Origin of the sequence: Bradyrhizobium sp. S3.2.6, assembly GCF_040546885.1 — a bacterium.
Classification (GTDB): Bacteria; Pseudomonadota; Alphaproteobacteria; order Rhizobiales; family Xanthobacteraceae; genus Bradyrhizobium; species Bradyrhizobium cytisi.
Genome location: NZ_JBEPOS010000024.1, coordinates 67,464 through 91,932, shown reverse-complemented (window position 1 = coordinate 91,932; position 24,469 = coordinate 67,464). Strand labels below are relative to the sequence as shown.

Genomic DNA, 24,469 nt, shown 5'->3' with positions numbered 1-24,469 from the left:
CCGGATTTCCCTGTAAGCCGTTGGGAGAGCACGCTATTTCGGGCTTTTGCAGTCCGTGAAGACGATCGTTGAGACGGGCGGGCGTGCCTATGCGCCCCGCGCGTCGTTTTGCGTTTTGAAGGTCTGAAGAACAGATTCAGGACATGACGGCCTGAAACTGGATTTTCGGTCCCCAAAACGGGTTCGAAAAATTCAACCCGGGGAGCGGCGGCAGCCGAGTCCTGGACGGCGCGCCCAGAGCGGGCGACGAAATGAGAGGCCACGATGGCGCAGCAGACATTCACCGGTCGCAAACGCGTTCGCAAGTTCTTCGGACACATCAAGGAAGTCGCCGAGATGCCGAACCTCATCGAGGTTCAGAAGGCGTCCTATGACCAGTTCCTGATGGTCGATGAACCCGCGGGCGGTCGCCTTGACGAGGGCCTGCAGGCCGTATTCCGCTCGGTGTTCCCGATCTCGGACTTCTCGGGCACCTCGATGCTGGAGTTCGTCCGTTACGAGTTCGAGCAACCCAAATACGACGTCGACGAGTGCCGCCAGCGCGGCATGACCTTCGCGGCTCCCCTCAAGGTGACGCTGCGCCTCATCGTGTTCGATATCGACGAGGAAACCGGTGCGAAGTCGGTCAAGGACATCAAGGAGCAGGACGTCTACATGGGCGACATTCCGCTCATGACGATGAACGGCACCTTCATCGTGAACGGCACCGAGCGCGTCATCGTCTCGCAGATGCACCGTTCGCCGGGCGTGTTCTTCGACCACGACAAGGGCAAGACCCATTCTTCGGGCAAGCTGCTGTTCGCCGCCCGCGTGATCCCGTATCGCGGCTCCTGGCTCGACATCGAGTTCGACGCCAAGGACATCGTCTATGCGCGTATCGACCGTCGCCGCAAGATTCCGGTGACGTCGCTGATGTTCGCCCTCGGCCTCGACGGCGAGGCGATCCTGTCCACGTTCTACAAGAAGATCCTCTACAAGCGGACCAAGGAAGGCTGGCGCGTTCCGTTCGACGCCAACCGTTTCCGCGGTTACTCGACCATCAACGACCTGATCGACGCCGACACCGGCAAGGTCGTGCTCGAGGCCGGCAAGAAGCTCACCGTCCGCGGTGCGCGTCAGATGCAGGAGAAGGGACTGAAGGCGTTGCGCCTGTCGGATGAGGAGCTCGTCGGCAACTACCTCGCCGAGGACCTCGTCAACCCGAAGACGGGTGAGATCCACGCCGAAGCCGGCGAGGAAATCACCGACAAGTCGATGAAGGCCCTCAACGAGCACGGCTACAAGGAACTGCCGCTGCTCGACATCGACCACGTCAATGTCGGCGCCTACATCCGCAACACGCTCTCGGCCGACAAGAACATGACGCGTGAAGACGCGCTGTTCGACATCTACCGCGTGATGCGTCCGGGCGAGCCGCCGACGCTGGATTCGGCGCAGGCGATGTTCCAGTCGCTGTTCTTCGACTCAGAGCGTTACGACCTCTCCGCGGTCGGCCGCGTCAAGATGAACATGCGCCTCGATCTCGATGCGCCCGACACCCAGCGCACGCTGCGCAAGGAAGACATCCTTTCCGTCATCAAGACTCTGGTGGATCTGCGCGACGGCAAGGGCGAGATCGACGACATTGACCATCTCGGCAACCGCCGTGTGCGTTCGGTCGGCGAGCTCATGGAGAACCAGTATCGCATCGGCCTCCTGCGCATGGAGCGCGCGATCAAGGAGCGCATGTCCTCGGTCGACATCGACACGGTCATGCCGCAGGACCTGATCAACGCGAAGCCGGCGGCTGCCGCCGTGCGCGAGTTCTTCGGCTCCTCGCAGCTCTCGCAGTTCATGGACCAGACCAACCCGCTGTCGGAGATCACCCACAAGCGCCGCCTGTCGGCACTTGGACCGGGCGGTCTGACCCGCGAGCGCGCCGGCTTCGAGGTGCGCGACGTGCATCCGACGCATTACGGCCGCATCTGCCCGATCGAGACGCCGGAAGGTCCGAACATCGGTCTGATCAACTCGCTCGCCACCTTCGCGCGCGTGAACAAGTACGGCTTCGTCGAAACGCCTTATCGCAAGGTGAAGGACGGCCGAGTCACCGACGAGGTCGTGTACCTCTCCGCGATGGAAGAGGGCCGCTACACCGTCGCGCAGGCCAACGTGCCGCTCGACCCGAAGGGCCGCTTCACCGAAGACCTCGTGGTCTGCCGTCACGCCGGCGAAGTCTTGCCGGTGACGCCGGACAAGGTCGACTACATGGACGTGTCGCCGAAGCAGCTCGTTTCGGTCGCCGCAGCCCTGATCCCGTTCCTCGAGAACGACGACGCCAACCGCGCGCTGATGGGCTCGAACATGCAGCGCCAGGCGGTGCCGCTGGTTCGCGCCGAGGCGCCGTTCGTCGGCACCGGCATGGAAGGCGTGGTTGCGCGTGACTCGGGTGCTGCGATCGCGGCGCGCCGTTCGGGCGTGATCGACCAGATCGACGCGACCCGCGTCGTTATCCGCGCCACCGAAGATCTCGATCCGACCAAGTCGGGCGTCGATATCTACCGGCTGATGAAGTACCAGCGCTCCAACCAGTCGACCTGCATCAACCAGCGTCCGCTGGTGAAGGTGGGCGACATCGTCAAGAAGGGCGACATCATCGCTGACGGTCCGTCGACCGATCTCGGCGAGCTCGCGCTCGGCCGTAACGTGCTCGTCGCGTTCATGCCGTGGAACGGCTACAACTTCGAAGACTCGATCCTGCTCTCCGAGCGGATCGTGAAGGAAGACGTGTTTACCTCAATTCATATCGAAGAATTCGAGGTGATGGCCCGTGACACCAAGCTCGGGCCTGAGGAAATCACCCGCGACATTCCGAACGTTTCGGAAGAAGCGCTGAAGAACCTCGACGAAGCCGGTATCGTCTACATCGGTGCGGAAGTGCGCGCCGGCGACATCCTGGTCGGCAAGATCACCCCGAAGGGCGAGAGCCCGATGACGCCGGAAGAAAAGCTTCTGCGCGCCATCTTCGGTGAAAAGGCCTCCGACGTTCGCGACACCTCGCTGCGCGTTCCCCCGGGCGTGCAGGGCACGATCGTGGAAGTCCGCGTGTTCAACCGTCACGGCGTCGACAAGGACGAGCGTGCGCTGGCGATCGAGCGGGAAGAGATCGAGCGTCTGGCCAAGGACCGCGACGACGAGCAGGCGATCCTGGACCGCAACGTCTACAACCGTCTTGCCGAGCTCCTCGAGGGACGGCAGGGCATTGCGGGCCCGAAGGGCTTCAAGAAGGACACCAAGATCACCCGCGCGGTGCTCGAGGAGTACCCGAAGTCGCAGTGGTGGCTGTTCGCTTCGCCGAACGACAAGCTGATGGCCGAGATCGAGGCCATGCGGAAGCAGTACGACGAGTCGAAGAAGGGGCTTGAACAGCGCTTCCTCGACAAGGTCGAGAAGCTCCAGCGCGGTGACGAATTGCCGCCCGGCGTGATGAAGATGGTCAAGGTCTTCGTCGCGGTGAAGCGCAAGATCCAGCCCGGCGACAAGATGGCCGGCCGCCACGGCAACAAGGGCGTGGTGTCGAAGATCGTGCCGATCGAGGACATGCCGTTCCTCGAGGACGGTACGCATGCCGACATCGTGCTCAATCCGCTCGGCGTGCCTTCGCGCATGAACGTCGGACAGATCCTCGAGACGCATCTCGGCTGGGCCTGCGCCGGCCTCGGCAAGCGTATCGGCCAGACGGTCGATGCCTACCTGTCGAAGCAGGACATCAAGCCGCTGAAGGATACCTTGAAGAAGGTCTACGGCGAGGACGAGACGATCAAGACGCTCAACGACAACGAGCTGCTTGAACTCGGCCATAACCTCAGCCGCGGCGTGCCGATCGCGACGCCGGTGTTCGACGGTGCCAAGGAAGCCGACATCGAGGAGATGCTGAAGCTTGCCGGTCTCGACGCTTCGGGTCAGTCGACCGTCTATGACGGCCGCACCGGCGATGCCTTCGATCGCAAGGTGACGGTGGGCTACATCTACATGCTCAAGCTGCACCATCTCGTCGACGACAAGATCCATGCGCGTTCGATCGGTCCGTACTCGCTCGTTACCCAGCAGCCGCTGGGCGGCAAGGCGCAGTTCGGTGGCCAGCGCTTCGGCGAAATGGAGGTGTGGGCGCTCGAGGCTTACGGCGCGGCCTACACGCTCCAGGAAATGCTGACCGTGAAGTCGGACGACGTCGCCGGCCGTACCAAGGTGTACGAGGCGATCGTGCGTGGCGACGACACCTTCGAGGCCGGTATTCCGGAATCGTTCAACGTGCTGGTCAAGGAAATGCGCTCGCTCGGCCTCAACGTCGACCTGCACAATTCCAAGGTGGGACCGGCGTCGACGTCGGAAGCAGCCGAGTAATACGACCTTTCATGCCCGGCCTTCGCGGCCGGGCATTGGCGCCCCTCCCGATGCCTTGAGGGCAGGGCGCCCCGCTCGAGTGATTTTCGAATTTGCGGCCGGAGGCGACCGGCACGCGAGGAGAAGACGATGAACCAAGAAATTATGAATCTCTTTAACCCGACGACGCCGGCTCAGGTCTTCGACCAGATCCGCATCTCGATCGCGTCCCCGGAGAAGATTCTGTCCTGGTCCTACGGCGAGATCAAGAAGCCGGAGACCATCAACTACCGTACCTTCAAGCCCGAGCGCGACGGCTTGTTCTGCGCGCGCATCTTCGGGCCGATCAAGGATTACGAGTGCTTGTGCGGCAAGTACAAGCGCATGAAGTACAAGGGCATCATCTGCGAGAAGTGCTCGGTCGAGGTCACGCTGTCGCGCGTCCGGCGCGAGCGCATGGGCCATATCGAGCTCGCAGCTCCCGTCGCCCACATCTGGTTCCTGAAGTCGCTGCCGTCGCGCATCGGCCTGCTGCTCGACATGACGCTGAAGGATCTCGAGCGAATCCTCTACTTCGAATATTACGTCGTGCTTGAGCCGGGCCTCACCGCGCTGAAGGACCGTCAGCTGCTGTCGGAAGACGAGTATCTGAAGGCGCAGGACGAGTACGGCCAGGATTCCTTCACCGCCATGATCGGCGCGGAAGCGATCCGCGAGCTGCTCAAGGGCATGGACCTCGAGAAGCTCGAGCTGACCCTGCGCGCGGAGATGCACGAGACCGACTCCGACATCAAGCACAAGAAGCTCGCCAAGCGCCTGAAGATCGTCGAGGCCTTCCGCCACTCCGGCAACAAGCCGGAATGGATGATCCTGACTGTCGTTCCGGTGATCCCGCCGGACCTGCGTCCGCTGGTGCCGCTGGACGGCGGCCGCTTCGCGACCTCGGACCTCAACGACCTCTACCGCCGCGTCATCAACCGCAACAACCGCTTGAAGCGGCTGATGGAGCTGCGCGCGCCCGACATCATCATCCGCAACGAGAAGCGCATGCTTCAGGAAGCGGTCGATGCGCTGTTCGACAACGGCCGCCGCGGCCGCGTCATCACGGGTGCCAACAAGCGCCCGCTGAAGTCGCTCGCCGACATGCTGAAGGGCAAGCAGGGCCGTTTCCGCCAGAACCTGCTCGGCAAGCGCGTCGACTATTCGGGCCGTTCGGTGATCGTGGTCGGTCCCGAGCTGCGCCTGCATCAGTGCGGCCTGCCGAAGAAGATGGCGCTCGAGCTGTTCAAGCCGTTCATCTATTCGCGGCTTGACGCCAAGGGCCTGTCCACCACGGTGAAGCAGGCGAAGAAGCTGGTCGAGAAGGAGCGGCCCGAGGTCTGGGACATCCTGGACGAGGTGATCCGCGAGCATCCGGTGTTGCTCAACCGCGCGCCGACGCTGCATCGCCTGGGCATCCAGGCGTTCGAGCCGGTGCTGATCGAGGGCAAGGCGATCCAGCTTCATCCGCTGGTCTGCTCCGCGTTCAACGCCGACTTCGACGGCGACCAGATGGCCGTGCACGTTCCGCTGTCGCTTGAAGCGCAGCTGGAAGCGCGCGTGCTGATGATGTCGACCAACAACATCCTGCATCCGGCGAACGGCCAGCCGATCATCGTGCCGTCGCAGGACATCGTGCTCGGTCTCTACTACGTCTCGATCATGCGCGAAGGCCTGCCCGGCGAGGGCAAGCTGTTCGGCGACATGGCCGAGCTCGAGCACGCCCTGCACGCGAAGGTCATCCACCTCCACACCAAGATCAAGTATCGGTGGGAAGGCATGGACGAGACCGGCAAGATCTCCAAGCGCTGGATCGAGACCACCGCCGGCCGCGTCATGCTGGGCAATCTGCTGCCGAGGAACCCGCGGATTTCGTACGAGATCATCAACAAGCTGATGACCAAGCGCGAGATCTCGGGCGTCATCGACCAGGTCTACCGTCACTGCGGCCAGAAGGAGACTGTGATCTTCTGCGATCGCATCATGGCGCTCGGCTTCTACAATGCGTTCAAGGCCGGCATCTCGTTCGGCAAGGACGACATGGTCGTGCCGCACTCCAAGTGGAAGATCGTCGACACCACCCGTACGCTGGCGAAGGATTTCGAGCAGCAGTACAACGACGGCCTGATCACGCACGGCGAGAAGTACAACAAGGTCGTCGACGCCTGGTCGAAGGCCACGGAAGAAATCGCCAAGGCGATGATGAAGGAGATCTCCTCCACCAAGAAGACGGCGAGCGGAGCCGATGCCGACATCAACTCGATCTACATGATGGCTCATTCCGGCGCCCGCGGCTCGCCGGCCCAGATGCGCCAGCTCGCCGGCATGCGCGGCCTGATGGCCAAGCCGTCGGGTGAGATCATCGAGACGCCGATCATCTCGAACTTCAAGGAAGGCCTCTCGGTTCTCGAGTACTTCAACTCGACCCACGGCGCCCGTAAGGGCCTCGCGGACACCGCGTTGAAGACTGCGAACTCGGGTTACCTGACCCGTCGTCTGGTCGACGTCGCGCAGGACTGCATCATCACGCAGTCCGATTGCGGCACCAAGCTCGGCATCAAGATGCGCGCCATCGTCGATGCCGGCACCGTGGTCGCTTCGCTCGGTTCGCGCATCCTCGGACGCACGGCCTGCGAAGACATCCGTGACAGCTCCGGCAAGGTGATCATCAAGCGCGATACGCTGATGGAAGAGAGCCATCTGGACGCCATCCAGCAGGGTGGCGTGCAGGAGGTGAAGATCCGCTCCGCGCTGACCTGCGAACTCGTCAACGGCATCTGCGGCAAGTGCTACGGCCGCGACCTCGCCCGCGGCACGCCGGTCAACCACGGTGAAGCGGTCGGCGTCATCGCGGCGCAGTCGATCGGCGAGCCGGGCACCCAGCTCACCATGCGCACCTTCCACATCGGTGGTGCGGCGCAGCTCAACGAGCAGTCCTTCGTCGAAGCCAATTTCGACGGCAAGATCGTGATCAGGAACAAGGCCATCGCCCGCAACAGCGAAGGTCACCTGGTCGCAATGGTGCGCAACATGGTGGTGGCGATCGTCGATGCCGATGGCACCGAGCGTGCGACGCACCGTATCCAGTACGGTGCGCGCCTGCACATCGACGAGGGCGATACGGTCAAGCGTGGCCAGCGTATCGTCGAGTGGGATCCCTACACCCGTCCGCTGCTCACTGAAGTCGAAGGAACCATCGGCTTCGAGGATCTGGTCGAAGGGCAGTCGATCACGGAAACGCTGGACGAGGCCACCGGTATCGCCAAGCGCGTGGTCATCGACTGGCGCTCGACCCGCGGCGGCGCGGACCTGCGTCCGGCCATCGTGGTCAAGGGCAAGGACGGCAAGGTGCTCAAGCTCGCCCGTGGCGGCGATGCCCGCTACATGCTGTCGGTCGACGGCATTCTGTCGGTCGACGTCGGTGCCAAGGTTCAGACGGGCGACATCCTCGCCCGTGTCTCGACCGAAAGCGCCAAGACGCGTGACATCACCGGCGGTCTGCCGCGGGTGGCGGAATTGTTCGAGGCACGGCGTCCGAAGGATGCGGCGATCATCGCCGAAATCGCGGGCACCATCCGGTTCGGGCGCGACTACAAGAACAAGCGTCGCATCTCGATCGAGCCGATGGACAAGACCGACGAGGCACGCGAATACCTGATCCCGAAGGGCAAGCACATCCACCTTCAGGACGGCGACGTCGTCGAAAAGGGCGACTTCATCGTGGAAGGCAACCCGGCACCGCATGACATCCTTGCGGTCAAGGGCATCGAGGAGCTCGCGGCCTATCTGGTCAACGAGATCCAGGAGGTCTACCGGCTCCAGGGCGTGCTCATCAACGACAAGCACATCGAGGTGATTGTCCGTCAGATGCTCCAGAAGGTGGAAGTCACCGACCAGGGCGACACGGACATGATCTCCGGCGAGCAGGTCGACAAGATCGAGTTCGACGCGCTGAACGAGAAGGCCAAGGAAGAGGGCAAGAAGATCGCCACGGGGACGCCGGTTCTGCTCGGCATCACCAAGGCGAGCCTCCAGACCCGTTCGTTCTTCTCGGCGGCCTCGTTCCAGGAGACCACCCGCGTCCTCACGGAAGCGGCGGTCAACGGCAAGGTCGATCCGCTCGAAGGCCTCAAGGAGAACGTCATCGTCGGCCGGCTGATCCCGGCGGGCACCGGCGCCTCCATGGCCAAGATCCGCGAAGTCGCCGTGAAGCGCGACAAGATGATCCTGGACGAGCGCGAGAAGCAGGCGGCCGTCGTGTCGCCCGCACCGGAAGCAGAGCTTCCTGCGCTGCCGCCCGCGGAATGATGGTTCATCCGTAGGAATACCGAGGACAATGAAAGGGCCGGCGAAAGCCGGCCTTTTTGCTGCTTTGTTTGCCTGTTGCGGTGCAGGATCAACCTTTGTTCATCTTTCCTTCAGTCAGAAAAGCGCTTCTGCTAGGGGAGCTTAGACCGGTGGTCCCGTGACGGGGGCAAGGCCGGAGACCACGGAACTGACATGCTTGATCTCGCAATCGTAGGCGGCGGCCCCGGCGGGCTGATGAGCGCCTGGTACCTGAAGCGTAAGCTCGGCGACCTCTGCCGCATCACCATCTATGAAGCCTCCGACCGGCTCGGCGGCAAGATCGTCACGCGCAAATTCGATTCCGCGCCGGCGATGTACGAGGCCGGCGTCGCCGAGATCTACGATTACTCGATGACGGGTCCCGATCCGCTGCGCGAGCTTATCCAGCATTTCGGCCTGCAGACCATTCCGATGGATGCCGAGCAGGTGCAGTTCGGCGGCGAGCTGCTCAATGACGTCGCCGGCATGCGCCGCAAATACGGCGCCAAGACTGCGGCTGCGATCGAGTCGTTTCGCAAGCGCTGTGCCGACGCGATGTCGCCGATCGAATATTACGAGGGCGTCGGCGCGCACGACAACGAGAACCCCTGGGCCTACAAGACCGCCGAGCAGGTGCTCGACGAGGAGGTCGAGGACGAGATCGCAAAGCGCTTCTTCAAGGTGATGGCGCGCTCCGATCTCGCGACCGAAAGCCACAACACCAACGGCCTCAACGCACTCAAGAACTATCTGATGGATGTCGACGGCTATATCGGCCTCTATTCCATCCAGAACGGCAACGAGCAGCTGATCGAATGCCTGCAGTCGGAGGTCAACGCCGACATCCAGCTCAATCACCGCGTGCTTACCGTCGGCAAGGCGACGACCGGCCGCTATCAGCTCAAGATGATGAACGGGAAGGGACCGGAGACGCGCGACTTCGATCTTGTGGTGGTCTGCCTGCCGCATTCCTGGCTCTCCACTGTCGGCTGGGAAGGCGAGCAACTGCGCAAGTCGATGGTCAAGCACGTCTCCTATTTCGACCGTCCCGCGCATTACCTGCGCGTCTCGATCCTGTTCGATTCCCCGTTCTGGGGAGACAAGATTCCCGGCGCCTGGTTCATGTCGGAAGCCTTCGGCGGCTGCTGCGTCTACAATGAAGGCGCGCGCCACGACGTCGGCAAGCACGGCGTCCTGAACTGGCTCATTCCGGGTTCCGATGCGCTGGCGTTCGCCAATCTGTCGGATCAGGAGCTGATCGACGCCGCGCTGAAATCGCTGCCGGCTTCGCTCGGCGATGCGCGTGCTTATTTCATGGAAGGCAAGATCCACCGCTGGCTGTCGTCCGTGAACGCGATCCCGGGCGGTCTGCCCGTGCGCGACGTCATGACCAATCACCGGCCCGAGCCGAAGGATCATCCCGGCATCGTCGTGGTCGGCGATTATCTGTTCGACTCCACGCTGAACGGCCTGCTCGACTCATCGGACGCGGCGACCGACATCATCCTGACCGAGATGATGCGGCTGCGCCGCGAGCATGCCCAGGATAGCAAGCCAGTCTCGGACAAGATCGACCGCGATTATTTCGAGAACTATCGCGGCGTCGGCCCTTATAGCGAAGCGTGGCGGCAGTTCACCGATCCCGACTACCTTGCAGAGCTGATCAGCATCGTCTGGGGCACAGCGAAGGGCGCAAAACTCCTGGTCGCGGGCTCCGCCAGCGGCGAGCTGGTCGGCGCGCTGCGCGAGCGAGGCATCGACGCCTGGGGCATCGAGAACAACCGCGCCATTCATGCCAAGACGCCGAAGGCGCTGAAGAAGTACAACAAGCTGGGATCGATCCTGGACATGCCGTTCAAGGACGGCGCGTTCGACTACGTGTTCGAGACCAGTCTCTGCCACGTTGCCCCGAAGCAGGTGGTCCGCGCGATCCGCGAGTTGAACCGCGTGGTCAAGACCGGCCTCGTGTTCGGCTCGATCACCTCGGACATGGCCTCAGTCGTGATCGACCGCTACGACCTGCTGCGCGGGGTCAAGAAGCTCGGCACCTGGTGGGAATGGTCCGAACTGTTCTTCGGCAACGGCTTCGATCTGTCGATGCACCGCAAGGACTGCACCGACGCGCTCTGGTCGGCGACGCTTGCCGCCAACAAGGGGCCGGGGCAGTGGTATGCCGACGCCGACTCCTTGCGTTATTCCTTCTTCGACAAGGTCGAGGACGAAGACAACGACGACTAGCATCACAGGGCGGATGGATTCGCCAATTGTTTTGCTGAATTCATCCTGATCGCATAGAATCGGTGGCAGTAGCGGCGCTCCGCTATTTCCCTGCTTTCTCTGCGGTCATGCCGGCCGTCAGCATCGGTTGGTTTCATGGCGTCCAAGCCTCTCTCTCCCGACAAACAGAAGCTCGCCGCACAAGAGGCGGCCGAGCTCGAGGACAAGCTCGACACCGGTCACGAGCCGGAGCTGGAAGACGACAACGAAGACGAGAACGACGACGAGCTTGGGCTCGACGACGAGGATGACGAGGACCTCGTCGTCTTTACCGCCCGCGAAGCCGCCGGCGCGCTCGCGACCATCCTGGGCTTCGTCAAGCCGTTCCTGTCCAATTACAAGCGCATCCTGGGCTATGTAGCGTTCGGCGTTCTGGTCGAGACGCTGTTCAACGTCATCATGCCGCTCAGTCTGAAGTTCCTGATCGACGACGCGCTCGGCGAGGAGGATTTCCAGGCGCTGTACAAGATCCTCGGCGTGCTCGCGGTCGCCGGCATCTTCACCTCGATCGTCGCGGTCTGGTACGAGCGCTGGGACGCGCGGCTGGCCGCCTGCATCATCTCCGACGTCCGCAAGCGCCTGTTCGAGCACGTCCAGGACCTGCCGGCGGCCTATTTCGGCCGCACCAAGCGCGGCGAGATCCTGTCGCGCTTCTCCGTCGACCAGGCTGCCTTCGAGGGCTCGGTCAAGACCTTCGCCAACAGCGCGGCGCTGCCGTTCCTGGAGTTGATCGCCGGCATCATCCTGATGTTCTTCTTGAACTGGCAGCTCGCCGTGGTCGCGCTGCTGGTGTTCCCGATCACGCTGATCGGGCCGCGCATGCTCACCCCGAAAGCGGTGCAGGCCAATTACGAGCAGAAGCTCAACGAAAGCGCGCTGCTCGGAATGGTGCAGGAGAACGTGGCGGCGCAAGCGGTGATCAAGGCTTTCAGCCTGCAACGCAGGATGTTCGGCTTCTTCAGCTTCCGCAACGACGAGACCCGCAACAGGATTGCGTCCGCTGCGTTCCTGTCGACCATGGTGGAACGGACCGTCACCATCTCGGTGCTGCTGCTACACCTCGTCGTGCTCGCGATCGGCGCGTATCTGGCGACCAAGGGCCAGATCACCATCGGCACCTTCGTCACCTTCGAGAGCGCGTTCTGGGAAGTCTCCTACAACATCGCCCATGTGATGCACTTCATCCCGGTGTCGATCTCCTCGGCCGCCGCGATCCGCCACATCCAGGAGCTGCTGGACGAGCCCACACGCGGCGCCGATCGTCCCGGCGCGCCCGATCTGCCGCGCATCACCCACGACATCACCTTCGACCACGTGACGTTCCAGTACGAGGGCGGCCAGACGCCGGTGCTGGACAATCTCAGCCTGAAGCTCAACGTCGGCAAGAGCATCGCCATCGTCGGTCCTTCCGGATCCGGCAAGAGCACGCTGCTCAATCTGATCCTGCGGCTTTACGTGCCGGACGAGGGGCGGGTCACCATCGACGGTGTCGACGTGCGCAAGGTGACGCTGAATTCGCTGCGCCGGAGCATGGCCGTGGTGTTCCAGGAGAACATGCTGTTCAACATGTCGATCCGGGAGAACATCCGGCTCGGCAAGGAAGGCGCGACCGACGAGGAGGTGGAGGACGCCGCCAAGAAGGCCGAGATCCACCGCTACATCATGAGCCTGCCGCAGCGCTACGAGACCCCGGTCGGCGAGCGCGGCGACACGCTGTCGGGCGGCCAGCGCCAGCGCATCGCGATCGCGCGCGCCATCATCCGCAATCCCTCGGTGCTGCTGCTCGACGAAGCCACCTCGGCGCTCGACCAGACCACGGAGGCCGCAATCAACCGCACATTGCTGAAGGTCGCCAAGGGCCGCACCATGATCTGGTCTACTCACCGCCTCTCCTCGGTGGTCGAGATGGACGAGATCATCGTGATTTCAGGAGGCAGGGCGATCGAGCGCGGTTCCCATGCCGAGCTGCTCGCCAGGAACGGCACCTACCGCAAGCTGTGGAACGACCAGACCCATCAGCCGCATAGCGCGGCGGCTCAAGCCGACGACGACAGCGACGATGACGAGGACGACCTCGACGAGGATGATGAGGACGAGGACGACGAGGAGGAATGACCGAGGAAGTTCGGCTCCAGATGGAACGCCCCTCCCAGCCGCCGCAGTAGTCCCTGGCTCGACCACGCCATGAAGCGGGCCCAGCGCTGCGCGGTCCAGTACGGGCTCGTTGCAATCGACACCGAGCGGAAGTCGAAGGCTTTCGCCGCCGACCATTCATCACAGGCCCGCTTGACCGGGTCGGCGTAGAAGGCGGCGATCTTGTCCGCATCCATCCCGTCGGACGCCAGCCATTGCGGGATGTGGACGTTGCAGAGCCGCTCGACGTCGGTGAACACCTTGTCGCAACCGGTACCCGCGACCGGGCAGGAGGTGGCGAAGGCGTCGCCCACCAGCACCACGCCGGGCTGATGGCTGGCATCGTTCACATAGAGATCGACCGGGCGGATCTTCGGCTCGCCTTGAATGTCGAAGGCGCCGGTGATGCGCTTGAGCCGCGGCAAGGCGGCGTCCAGCGTTGCGGCCGGCGCGCGGCGCAGATCGCGCAGCCAGGGATCGTCGAAGCCACGGTACACGAACAGATTGGCGCGCATCCGCGGGCCGATCGGAAACAGCGTGATGTAGGGGATACGGTCATTCGGCCGCTCCGAGAAATAGGTCAGCGCCGGGAAGTCGAACGAATTCCGCCCGGCCGGCACCACGTCGAACCCGATCGAGATCGAATGGCAGGCGCTGATGATGTTTCGCGCGATGCCGAGCTGGTGGCGCAGGCCGACATTCAGGCCGTTGGCGAGCACGACCAGGCGGGCCGAGATCGTCTCGGCATTGGCGAGCGAGATTCTCTGCCGTTCCGGGCTGGTCTCGACCGACACCGCTTTGGTCCAGATTCGCTCGACGGTTTCGGGAATCTCGTCGCGAATCGCGTTGACCAGGGAATCGTAGAGGATGTTGAACTGCCGGCTCGGCGCCTTGTCGAGGAGATGCCCGAACCGTGCGATCCAGTTCTCGCTGGAGAAGGTTGCCTGGCGCAGCACTGAGTCGGCGATTCCCGTCCGCTGGAATCGCTCGACCTGACCGTGACCGCTGAGTTTTTCGACGCGAAAGTCGGCCGGATAGGTCTCATGCGGGTCGATCAGCACCGCCGAAATGCCGGCGCGCCCGAGCATCGCGGCGACGGTCGAGCCGGCAAGTCCCCCGCCGATGATGGTAATGTCGGTGTACCGCATGGCGTTTGTCTCTGCCGAAGAGGGCAGATTGACGCATCAAGAGGAAAAAAAGCCTTAGCGCGGGTCATAAAAGTATATTTCTCCCGGGTATAATTTGCCGTCGGGCTGGCGGAACCGGCACTTCGACCCCATATCGGGGGAGGCGTGGGGAAGAAGGCGAACAGGCTTTTTCTACAGGCGCGATAAGCGCTTTCTGACGGTCATTTCACCTTGACTTGATCGATTCTCACTTATAGAAAGCGCCTCACTTAACGACAGGCGGTGAGCATCGCCAGCGTCGGTACGGAGCACCTGCCTGATCCCGTAGGGGTCGCTTGGCAGGCACCAACCTCGACGAATGCCGCTCAAACGCTGTCGCTTATAGCTAGGCAATGCCAGGCGAATTTAGGTCTCTTGAGCACGTTCTCTTGAGATCGAACTCGGATGCATGACCTCGGTACGCGGGCTGCGGCGTTTTCGCCGATTGGCCCGAAGGCTGCGGTCCTCTGTGCGTCGGAACGCTTTCCGCTCAGTGATGGAGCGGTTGGCGCAATTTCGCTTTGTGCGGATTGTTCCGTGCGAGGCGGGCCTCGTCGGGCGGGTAGCTCGAAAGAATTTGCGGTCCCGGCAACGGGCCGCGGCAAGACAGCGGGCCCGCAAGGGGCCGCGATAACAAAGGGTAAGGCCAGGATGCCGACGATCAACCAGCTGATCGCTCAACCGCGTGAAGTGCAGAAGTCGCGCAAGAAGGTGCCGGCGCTGCAGCAGTCGCCGCAGAAGCGTGGTGTTTGCACCCGCGTCTACACCACGACCCCGAAGAAGCCGAACTCGGCGCTTCGTAAGGTCGCCAAGGTGCGCCTGACCAACGGCTTCGAGGTGATCGGCTACATCCCGGGTGAGGGCCATAACCTCCAGGAGCACTCGGTGGTCATGATCCGCGGCGGTCGCGTCAAGGATTTGCCCGGCGTGCGCTACCACATCCTCCGCGGCGTTCTGGATACCCAGGGCGTCAAGAACCGTAAGCAGCGTCGTTCGAAGTACGGCGCCAAGCGTCCGAAGTAAGCGGGAACCAGCTCAATGTCTCGTCGCCACTCAGCGGAAAAGCGCGAAGTTCTTCCCGATCCGAAGTTCGGGAACATCATCGTCACGAAGTTCATGAACTCGGTGATGTACGCCGGCAAGAAGTCGGTCGCCGAAGGCATCGTCTACGGTGCGTTCGGTCTCATCGAATCCAAGACCAAGCAGAACCCGCTCGGCGTGTTCGAGCAGGCACTCGAGAACGTCATGCCGACGATCGAAGTGCGCTCCCGCCGCGTCGGTGGTGCGACCTATCAGGTTCCGGTCGAGGTTCGCTCGGTGCGCCGTCAGGCGCTGGGCATTCGCTGGCTGATCTCGGCTGCGCGCGAGCGCAACGAGAAGACGATGACCGAGCGGCTCTCGGCGGAGCTTCTGGACGCATCGAACAACCGCGGGAACGCCGTCAAGAAGCGCGAAGACGTGCACCGGATGGCGGAAGCCAACCGCGCCTTCTCGCACTATCGCTGGTAACGGCGACACACTCGGACTCGCAAGGAACGACCCATGCCCCGCCTACATGCCATCGAGGACTACCGTAACTTCGGTATCATGGCGCATATTGACGCCGGCAAGACCACGACGACCGAGCGCATCCTCTATTACACCGGCAAGAGCCACAAGATCGGCGAAGTGCACGAAGGTGCCGCGACGATGGACTGGATGGAGCAGGAGCAGGAGCGTGGCATCACGATCACCTCGGCTGCGACCACCGCGTTCTGGGCCGGCAAGCGTCTGAACATCATCGACACCCCCGGCCACGTCGACTTCACCATTGAGGTCGAGCGTTCGCTGCGCGTGCTCGACGGCGCCGTCTGCGTGCTCGACTCGAACCAGGGCGTTGAGCCCCAGACCGAGACCGTCTGGCGCCAGGGCGACAAGTACAAGGTTCCGCGCATCGTCTTCGCCAACAAGATGGACAAGACCGGCGCCGACTTCTTCAAGTGCCTGGCCGACATCGTTGACCGCCTCGGTGCCAAGCCGATCGCGATCCAGCTTCCGATCGGCGCCGAGAACAACTTCAAGGGTCTCGTCGACCTCGTGAAGATGAAGGGCATCGTCTGGAACGACGAGTCGCTCGGCGCGAAGTTCGACTATGTCGACATTCCGGAAGATCTCGTCGACCAGGCCAAGGAATACCGCGAGAAGATGGTGGAAGCCGCCGTCGAGCTCGACGACGATGCGCTCGCCGCTTTCCTCGACGGCAACGAGCCGGACGAAGCGACGCTGAAGCGGCTGATCCGCAAGGCGGTGCTGACCGGCGCGTTCTATCCCGTGCTGTGCGGCTCGGCCTTCAAGAACAAGGGCGTGCAGCCGCTGCTCGACGCCGTCGTCGACTATCTGCCGTCGCCGATCGACGTGCCTGCGATCAAGGGCACCGACGATCGCGGCAACGAGGTCGTGCGTAAGGCGGACGACAAGGAGCCGCTCGCGCTGCTCGCGTTCAAGATCATGGACGACCCGTTCGTCGGCACCATCACCTTCTGCCGCATCTATTCCGGCGTTCTCCAGAGCGGCACCGGCGTCGTGAACTCGACCCGCGAGAAGAAGGAGCGCATCGGGCGCATGCTGCTGATGCATGCGAACAACCGCGAGGACATCAAGGAAGCCTATGCCGGCGACATCGTCGCGCTGGCCGGCCTGAAGGAAGCGCGCACCGGTGACACGCTGTGCGATCCCGACAAGCAGGTGATCCTGGAAAAGATGGAATTCCCCGAGCCGGTCATCGAGATCGCGATCGAGCCGAAGTCCAAGGCCGACCAGGAAAAGCTGGGCGTGGCGCTGGCGAAGCTCGCTGCGGAGGATCCGTCCTTCCGCGTGTCGACCGACCAGGAGTCCGGCCAGACCATCCTCAAGGGCATGGGCGAACTCCACCTCGACATCAAGGTCGACATCCTCCGCCGTACCTACAAGGTCGACGCCAACATCGGCGCGCCGCAGGTGGCGTTCCGTGAGCGCGTGACCAAGAAGGCCGAGGTCAAGTACACCCACAAGAAGCAGACCGGCGGTACCGGTCAGTTCGCGGAAGTGTCGATCGTGGTCGAGCCGAACGAGCCCGGCAAGGGCTACGAGTTCGAGTCCAAGATCGTCGGCGGCGCGGTTCCGAAGGAATACATCCCCGGCGTCGAAAAGGGCCTCAACAGCGTGATGGGCTCCGGCGTGGTCGCGGGCTTCCCCGTGGTCGACGTCAAGGTTCAGCTCGTCGACGGTAAGTATCACGACGTCGACTCGTCGGCGCTCGCCTTCGAAATCGCATCGCGCGCGGCGTTCCGCGAAGCGCTGCAGAAGGGCAAGTCCGTCCTGCTCGAGCCGATCATGAAGGTCGAGGTGGTGACCCCGGAAGACTACACCGGCTCGGTCATCGGCGATCTGAATTCCCGGCGCGGTCAGATCCAGGGGCAGGACATGCGCGGCAACGCCAACGTCATCAACGCGATGGTGCCGCTCATGAACATGTTCGGTTACGTGAATAACCTGCGCTCGATGAGCCAGGGTCGCGCGACCTTCACCATGCAGTTCGACCACTACGCAGAAGCGCCGGCCAACGTGTCGGCAGAAGTCCAGAAGAAGTTTGCCTGATTGTCGTCGGTCCAGAGCTGACGATTGAACGGAGAGTCAAATGGCCAAAGCAAAGTTTGAACGTAACAAGCCGCACTGCAACATCGGCACCATCGGTCACGTCGACCATGGCAAGACGTCGCTGACCGCGGCGATCACCAAGGTTCTCGCCGAAGCCGGCGGCGCAACGTTCACCGCGTACGACCAGATCGACAAGGCGCCGGAAGAGAAGGCGCGCGGCATCACCATCTCGACCGCGCACGTCGAGTATGAGACCAAGAACCGCCACTACGCCCACGTCGACTGCCCCGGCCACGCCGACTACGTGAAGAACATGATCACCGGCGCCGCGCAGATGGACGGCGCGATCCTGGTCGTGTCGGCTGCTGACGGCCCGATGCCGCAGACCCGCGAGCACATCCTGCTCGCCCGCCAGGTCGGCGTGCCCGCACTCGTCGTGTTCCTGAACAAGTGCGACATGGTCGACGATCCGGAACTGCTCGAGCTCGTCGAGCTCGAAGTCCGCGAGCTGCTCTCGAAGTACGACTTCCCGGGCGACAAGATCCCGATCATCAAGGGTTCGGCGCTCGCCGCTCTCGAAGACTCCGACAAGAAGCTTGGCCACGAAGCCATCCTCGAGCTGATGAAGAGCGTCGACGAGTACATCCCGCAGCCGGAGCGTCCGATCGACCAGCCGTTCCTGATGCCGGTTGAAGACGTGTTCTCGATCTCGGGCCGCGGCACCGTCGTGACCGGCCGTGTCGAGCGCGGCATCGTCAAGGTCGGCGAGGAAATCGAGATCGTCGGTCTCCGTGCGACCCAGAAGACCACCGTCACCGGCGTCGAAATGTTCCGCAAGCTGCTCGACCAGGGCCAGGCCGGCGACAACATCGGTGCGCTGCTCCGCGGCACCAAGCGCGAAGACGTCGAGCGCGGCCAGGTGCTGTGCAAGCCGGGTTCGGTCAAGCCGCACACCAAGTTCAAGGCCGAGGCTTACATCCTCACCAAGGAAGAGGGCGGTCGCCACACCCCGTTCTTCACCAACTACCGTCCGCAGTTCTACTTCCGCACCACCGACGTGACCGGTGTCGTGCATCTGCCGGAAGGTACCGAGATGGTGATGCCGGGCGACAACATCGCGATGGAAGTGCACCTGATCGTGCCGATCGCGATGGAGGAGAAGCTCCGCTTCGCGATCCGCGAAGGTGGCCGCACCGTCGGCGCCGGCGTCGTCGCTTCGATCATCGAGTAAGCAAGCGAATAGGGAATGGCGAGTAGCGAGTGGGCCAGAACCACCTGCTATTCGCTACTCGCCACTCACCCAAGAAAGACACGGCAATGAACGGCCAAAATATTCGTATCCGTCTCAAGGCGTTCGACCATCGTATCCTCGATACGTCGACCCGCGAGATCGTGAACACGGCGAAGCGCACCGGTGCGCAGGTCCGCGGACCCATTCCGCTGCCCACCCGCATCGAGAAGTTCACCGTCAACCGTTCGCCCCACGTCGACAAGAAGAGCCGTGAACAGTTCGAGATGCGCACCCACAAGCGCCTGCTCGACATCGTCGATCCGACCCCGCAGACCGTCGATGCTTTGATGAAGCTCGACCTGGCCGCCGGTGTCGACGTCGAGATCAAGCTCTAAGATTTTTGGATCACGTTCGCCACTTGCGGACAGAAAGAACAGGAAGCACGCCGATGCGCTCCGGAGTGATCGCACAAAAGGTCGGGATGACGCGGGTCTTTACAGAGACCGGCGAACATATCCCCGTGACCGTGCTGAAGCTCGGCAATTGCCAAGTCGTAGCCCACCGCACTGAAGAGAAGAACGGCTACGTCGCCCTCCAGCTCGGGTCGGGCAGCCGCAAGACCGTGTATCTGCCCAAGGCAGAGCGCGGCCAGTTCGCGGTCGCCAAGGTCGAGCCGAAGCGTCAGGTCGAGGAGTTCCGCGTCTCCGCGGATGCCATGATCCCGGTTGGAGCCGAGATCCTCGCCGACCACTTCGTCGTCGGCCAGTTCGTCGATGTTACCGGCACCTCGGTCGGTAAGGGTTTTGCCGGCGGCATGAAGCGCTGGAACTTCGGCGGTCTGCGCGCCACCCACGGCGTGTCGGTTTCGCATCGCTCGATCGGTTCGACCGGCGGTCGTCAGGACCCCGGCAAGACCTGGAAGAACAAGAAGATGCCCGGCCACATGGGTGTCGACCGCATCACTACGCTCAACCTCCGGGTCGTTCAGCTCGACGTCGAGCGTGGCTTGATCCTCGTCGAAGGCGCCGTTCCCGGCTCCAAGGGCGGCTGGATCCGCGTGCGCGACGCCGTCAAGAAGCCGTTGCCGAAGGAAGCTCCGAAGCCTGGCAAGTTCAAGGTTGCGGGCGGCGAAGCGGAAGCCTCGGCCCAGCAAGAGGGTGCGTGAGATGGAATTGAAGGTCACCACCCTCGAGGGCAAGGAAGCGGGCTCCGTCCAGCTCTCCGACGCCATTTTCGGCCTCGAGCCGCGCCAGGACATCATTGCGCGTTGCGTGCAGTGGCAGCTCAACAAGCGTCAGGCCGGTACCCACAAGGCCAAGGGCCGCGCCGAGATCTGGCGCACCGGCAAGAAGATGTACAAGCAGAAGGGCACCGGCGGTGCTCGTCACGGCTCGGCCCGCGTGCCGCAGTTCCGCGGCGGCGGTCGTGCCTTCGGTCCTGTGGTGCGTTCGCATGCCACCGACCTGCCGAAGAAGGTCCGTGCGCTCGCCCTCAAGCATGCGCTCTCGGCCAAGGCCAAGGACGGCGATCTCCTCGTGATCGACAAGGCCGCGCTGGAAGCCGCCAAGACCAAGGCGCTGCTCGGTCACTTCTCGGGTCTGGGCCTCACCAACGCGCTGATCATCGACGGCGCCGAGCTCAACAACGGCTTTGCCGCTGCGGCCCGCAACATTCCGAACATGGACGTGCTGCCGATCCAGGGCATCAACGTCTATGACATCCTGCGCCGTCAGAAGCTTGTTCTGACCAAGGCCGCCATCGATGCGCTGGAGGCGCGCTTCAAATGACGAAGAACATCGAGGCTCGCCATTACGACGTGATCGTCGCCCCGGTCGTCACCGAAAAGGCGACGCTGGCGTCCGAGCACAACAAGGTCCTGTTCAAGGTGGCCGCCAAGGCGACCAAGCCGCAGATCAAGGAAGCGATCGAGAAGCTGTTTGACGTCAAGGTCAAGAGCGTCAACACGCTGGTCCGCAAGGGCAAGACCAAGGTCTTCCGCGGCAATCTCGGCTCGCAGTCGAATACCAAGCGCGCGATCGTGACCCTCGAAGAGGGTCATCGGATCGACGTGACCACCGGTCTGTAAGGTCGCACGACGATGGCACTGAAGAAATTCAATCCCACGACACCGGGCCAGCGCCAGCTGGTCATGGTCGATCGTTCAGCCCTCTACAAGGGCAAGCCGGTCAAGGCGCTCACCGAAGGCAAGCACTCCTCGGGCGGTCGCAACAACACCGGTCGCATCACCGTGCGCTTCCGTGGCGGCGGTCACAAGCAGACGCTGCGCATCGTCGACTTCAAGCGCGACAAGGTCGATGCGCCCGCGACTGTCGAGCGGCTGGAATACGATCCGAACCGCACCGCGTTCATCGCGCTGGTCAAGTACGAAGACGGCACCCAGGCCTATATCCTGGCGCCGCAGCGCCTGGCGGTCGGCGATTCCGTGGTGGCCGGCAACTATGTCGACGTGAAGCCGGGCAACGTCATGCCGCTCGGCAACATGCCGGTCGGGACGATCATCCACAACATCGAGGTCAAGATCGGCAAGGGCGGCCAGCTCGCCCGTTCCGCCGGCACCTACGCCCAGCTCGTCGGCCGCGACCAGGATTACGTCATCATCCGCCTGAACTCGGGCGAGCAGCGTCTCGTGCACGGCCGTTGCCGCGGCACGATCGGCGCGGTGTCGAACCCGGATCACATGAACACCTCGATCGGCAAGGCCGGCCGCAACCGTTGGCTGGGCCGCAAGCCGCATAACCGAGGCGTTTCGATGAACCCGATCGACCATCCGCACGGCGGTGGTGAAGGTCGGACCTCGGGCGGCCGCCACCCGGTCACCCCGTGGGGCAAGCCGACCAAGGGCAAGAAGACCCGCAGCAACAAGTCGACCAACAAATTCATTCTCCTAAGCCGCCACAAGCGGAAGAAGTAAGGAACGCCGGACATGGTTCGTTCAGTCTGGAAAGGCCCGTTCGTCGAGGGTTCTCTGCTCAAGAAGGCAGATGCCGCGCGCGCGTCCGGCCGTCACGACGTCATCAAGATCTGGAGCCGTCGCTCGACGATCCTGCCGCAGTTCGTCGGCCTGACCTTCGGCGTCTACAACGGCCAGAAGCACGTGCCGGTGGCCGTCAACGAGGAAATGGTCGGTCACAAGTTTGGTGAGTTTTCGCCGACCCGGACCTTCCATGGCCACTCGGGCGACAAGAAAGCCAAGAAGGCTTGAGGATTAAACGATGAGCAAACCTAAGCGCGAACGGAGCCTCGCCGAGAACGAGGCCAAGGCGGTCGCCCGGATGCTGCGGGTGAGCCCGCAGAAGCTCAACCTGGTCGCCCAGCTCATTCGCGGCCGGAAGGCTTCCGCTGCGCTCGCCGACCTGCAGTTTTCGCGCAAGCGGATCGCGGTTGACGTGAAGAAGTGCCTGGAATCGGCTATCGCCAATGCCGAGAATAACCACGACCTCGACGTCGACGATCTCGTCGTGGCGCAGGCCTTCGTCGGCAACGGCCTCGTGATGAAGCGCTTTGCAGCCCGCGGCCGTGGCCGCTCGGGCCGTGTCTACAAACCATTTTCGCAGCTGACGATCATTGTTCGTCAGGTCGAAGCCGAAGCAGCAGCGGCTTAAGGGTCGCAGGAGAAAACGATGGGTCAAAAGATCAATCCGATCGGTCTGCGTCTCGGCATCAACCGGACCTGGGATTCCCGCTGGTTCGCCGGCAAGCAGGAATACGGCAAGCTGCTGCACGAGGACGTCAAGATCCGCGAGATCCTGCACAAGGAGCTCAAGCAGGCGGCCGTCGCCCGCATTGTGATCGAGCGTCCGCACAAGAAGTGCCGCGTCACCATTCACTCGGCCCGTCCGGGCGTGGTGATCGGCAAGAAGGGCGCCGACATCGACAAGCTTCGCAAGAAGGTCGCGGACATCACCTCGTCCGACGTCGTCATCAACATCGTCGAAATCCGCAAGCCGGAGCTCGATGCGACGCTGGTGGCCGAGTCGATCGCGCAGCAGCTCGAGCGCCGCGTGGCGTTCCGCCGCGCCATGAAGCGCGCCGTTCAGTCGGCGATGCGTCTCGGCGCGGAGGGCATCCGCATCAACTGCTCGGGTCGTCTGGGCGGTGCGGAAATCGCGCGCATGGAGTGGTACCGCGAAGGTCGCGTGCCGCTGCACACGCTGCGTGCCGACATCGACTACGGCGTCGCGACCGCGTTCACGACCTTCGGCACCTGCGGCGTCAAGGTCTGGATCTTCAAGGGCGAGATCCTCGAGCACGATCCGATGGCCCAGGACAAGAGAATGGCCGAAGGCGAGACGGGCGGCGGTGGTGATCGTGGCGGCCGTCAGCGCCGTGACCACGCTGCGGCCTGACGCCAGCACAGAGAATTTGAGGGCTTGAAGCCATGATGCAACCTAAGAAAACGAAGTTCCGGAAGGCGCATAAGGGCCGCATTCACGGCGTTGCGACTTCGGGCGCGACGTTGGCGTTCGGCCAGTTCGGCCTGAAGGCGACCGAGCCTGAGCGCGTCACCGCGCGTCAGATTGAAGCCGCCCGCCGCGCGCTGACCCGCCACATGAAGCGTGCCGGTCGGGTCTGGATCCGCGTGTTCCCCGACGTTCCGGTGTCGAAGAAGCCCGCCGAAGTCCGCATGGGCTCCGGCAAGGGTGCGCCGGAACTGTGGGTCGCGCGTGTCAAGCCGGGCAGGGTGCTGTTCGAGATCGACGGCGTCAACACCCAGACGGCGCGTGAGGCGCTGACGCTGGCGGCCGCCAAGCTGCCGATCAAGACGCGCTTCGTCGAGCGCATTGCGGAGTAATGGCCATGGCCCAGATGAAGATCGAAGACATCCGCGCGATGAGCCCCGACCAGCAGGACGACGCCGTCCTGAACCTGAAGAAGGAGCGCTTCAACCTGCGCTTCCAGCGTGCCACCGGGCAGCTCGAGAACACCTCGCGCCTGCGCGAGGCCCGTCGTGACATCGCCCGGATCAAGACCGTCGCTGCGCAAGCGCGCGCGAAGAAGAAGTAAGGGGCTAACGGATATGCCGAAACGTACTTTGCAAGGCGTGGTCGTCAGCGACAAGACTGCCAAGACCGTCGTGGTGCGCGTCGATCGCCGCTTCACGCACCCGATCTACAAGAAGACGATCCGCCGTTCGAAGAACTACCACGCGCACGACGAGAACAACGAGTTCAAGCCGGGCGACATGGTTTGGATCGAGGAATCGAAGCCGATCTCGAAGTTGAAGTCCTGGATCGTGATCCGGGGCGAGCACAAGAAAAGCGCCTGATCTGTTGGCCTTGGCCGACTGACTTCAGGGAAA

Annotated in this window: 20 protein-coding genes; 19 read left to right on the top strand and 1 reads right to left on the bottom strand. The window is 63.1% G+C overall.

All coding sequences use genetic code 11. The features are described 5' to 3' along the window. Nucleotides 1-264: 264 nt before the first annotated feature. The 4 genes from rpoB to ABID58_RS31060 all read left to right on the top strand — a co-directional run bounded on the left by rpoB (nt 265) and on the right by ABID58_RS31060 (nt 13,119). Nucleotides 265-4,383 (top strand): DNA-directed RNA polymerase subunit beta, encoded by a 4,119-nt coding sequence (gene rpoB / locus ABID58_RS31075; RefSeq protein WP_148750327.1) that lies wholly within the window; start codon nt 265-267, stop codon nt 4,381-4,383. Nucleotides 4,384-4,512: 129 nt separating this feature from the next. Then, a complete protein-coding gene (gene rpoC, locus ABID58_RS31070) occupies nt 4,513-8,709 on the top strand; it encodes a DNA-directed RNA polymerase subunit beta' (RefSeq protein ID WP_148750328.1) in 4,197 nt (1,398 codons plus the stop codon). Between the two features lie 192 nt (nt 8,710-8,901). Next, nucleotides 8,902-10,965 carry an FAD-dependent oxidoreductase gene (locus tag ABID58_RS31065; RefSeq protein WP_148750329.1) on the top strand — a complete coding sequence of 688 codons (2,064 nt, stop codon included), beginning with the start codon at nt 8,902-8,904 and terminating at the stop codon, nt 10,963-10,965. Nucleotides 10,966-11,100: 135 nt separating this feature from the next. Beyond that, nucleotides 11,101-13,119: an ABC transporter ATP-binding protein gene (locus tag ABID58_RS31060; RefSeq protein ID WP_354036652.1), complete on the top strand. Its 2,019-nt coding sequence runs from the start codon at nt 11,101-11,103 to the stop codon at nt 13,117-13,119. Here ABID58_RS31060 and ABID58_RS31055 read toward each other — a convergent pair. Then, nucleotides 13,041-14,285, bottom strand: a complete 1,245-nt coding sequence (locus ABID58_RS31055) for an FAD-dependent oxidoreductase (protein ID WP_354036651.1) — start codon at nt 14,283-14,285, stop codon at nt 13,041-13,043. The genes ABID58_RS31060 and ABID58_RS31055 overlap by 79 nt on opposite strands. Before the next feature lie 669 nt (nt 14,286-14,954). Here ABID58_RS31055 and rpsL point away from each other — a divergent pair. From rpsL to rpsQ, 15 genes are all read left to right on the top strand, one after another. Then, on the top strand, nt 14,955-15,326 hold the full coding sequence (rpsL, locus tag ABID58_RS31050; RefSeq protein WP_007603006.1) for a 30S ribosomal protein S12: 372 nt from the start codon (nt 14,955-14,957) through the stop codon (nt 15,324-15,326). Between the two features lie 15 nt (nt 15,327-15,341). Next, nucleotides 15,342-15,812, top strand: a complete 471-nt coding sequence (gene rpsG / locus ABID58_RS31045) for a 30S ribosomal protein S7 (RefSeq protein WP_148750332.1) — start codon at nt 15,342-15,344, stop codon at nt 15,810-15,812. Nucleotides 15,813-15,845: 33 nt separating this feature from the next. Further along, nucleotides 15,846-17,918 (top strand): elongation factor G, encoded by a 2,073-nt coding sequence (fusA, locus tag ABID58_RS31040; protein ID WP_354036650.1) that lies wholly within the window; start codon nt 15,846-15,848, stop codon nt 17,916-17,918. Between the two features lie 40 nt (nt 17,919-17,958). Beyond that, a complete protein-coding gene (gene tuf / locus ABID58_RS31035; protein WP_148750334.1) occupies nt 17,959-19,149 on the top strand; it encodes an elongation factor Tu in 1,191 nt (396 codons plus the stop codon). Nucleotides 19,150-19,235: 86 nt separating this feature from the next. After that, entirely contained in the window at nt 19,236-19,544 is a 309-nt protein-coding gene (rpsJ, locus tag ABID58_RS31030) for a 30S ribosomal protein S10 (RefSeq protein WP_002712302.1), read from the top strand. Nucleotides 19,545-19,597: 53 nt separating this feature from the next. Next, nucleotides 19,598-20,314 (top strand): 50S ribosomal protein L3, encoded by a 717-nt coding sequence (gene rplC / locus ABID58_RS31025; RefSeq protein ID WP_148750335.1) that lies wholly within the window; start codon nt 19,598-19,600, stop codon nt 20,312-20,314. A gap of 1 nt (nt 20,315) precedes the next feature. Further along, on the top strand, nt 20,316-20,936 hold the full coding sequence (rplD, locus tag ABID58_RS31020) for a 50S ribosomal protein L4 (RefSeq protein ID WP_011088150.1): 621 nt from the start codon (nt 20,316-20,318) through the stop codon (nt 20,934-20,936). Then, nucleotides 20,933-21,235, top strand: a complete 303-nt coding sequence (locus ABID58_RS31015) for a 50S ribosomal protein L23 (RefSeq protein ID WP_027535292.1) — start codon at nt 20,933-20,935, stop codon at nt 21,233-21,235. Before rplD ends, ABID58_RS31015 begins: the two co-directional genes overlap by 4 nt. A 12-nt stretch (nt 21,236-21,247) precedes the next feature. Further along, a complete protein-coding gene (rplB, locus tag ABID58_RS31010; RefSeq protein ID WP_128951222.1) occupies nt 21,248-22,081 on the top strand; it encodes a 50S ribosomal protein L2 in 834 nt (277 codons plus the stop codon). Nucleotides 22,082-22,093: 12 nt separating this feature from the next. Beyond that, complete coding sequence (gene rpsS, locus ABID58_RS31005; RefSeq protein ID WP_008136357.1) at nt 22,094-22,372, top strand: 30S ribosomal protein S19; 279 nt, start codon at nt 22,094-22,096, stop codon at nt 22,370-22,372. Nucleotides 22,373-22,382: 10 nt separating this feature from the next. After that, nucleotides 22,383-22,772: a 50S ribosomal protein L22 gene (gene rplV / locus ABID58_RS31000; protein ID WP_057745488.1), complete on the top strand. Its 390-nt coding sequence runs from the start codon at nt 22,383-22,385 to the stop codon at nt 22,770-22,772. An 18-nt stretch (nt 22,773-22,790) separates the two neighbouring features. Beyond that, nucleotides 22,791-23,516, top strand: coding sequence for a 30S ribosomal protein S3 (gene rpsC, locus ABID58_RS30995; RefSeq protein ID WP_148750336.1), 726 nt, complete (start codon nt 22,791-22,793; stop codon nt 23,514-23,516). Nucleotides 23,517-23,548: 32 nt separating this feature from the next. After that, a complete protein-coding gene (gene rplP / locus ABID58_RS30990; RefSeq protein ID WP_148750337.1) occupies nt 23,549-23,962 on the top strand; it encodes a 50S ribosomal protein L16 in 414 nt (137 codons plus the stop codon). 5 nt (nt 23,963-23,967) lie between these two features. Then, complete coding sequence (gene rpmC, locus ABID58_RS30985) at nt 23,968-24,174, top strand: 50S ribosomal protein L29 (RefSeq protein ID WP_027535297.1); 207 nt, start codon at nt 23,968-23,970, stop codon at nt 24,172-24,174. 13 nt (nt 24,175-24,187) lie between these two features. Further along, complete coding sequence (rpsQ, locus tag ABID58_RS30980; RefSeq protein WP_027535298.1) at nt 24,188-24,436, top strand: 30S ribosomal protein S17; 249 nt, start codon at nt 24,188-24,190, stop codon at nt 24,434-24,436. Nucleotides 24,437-24,469: the final 33 nt, after the last annotated feature.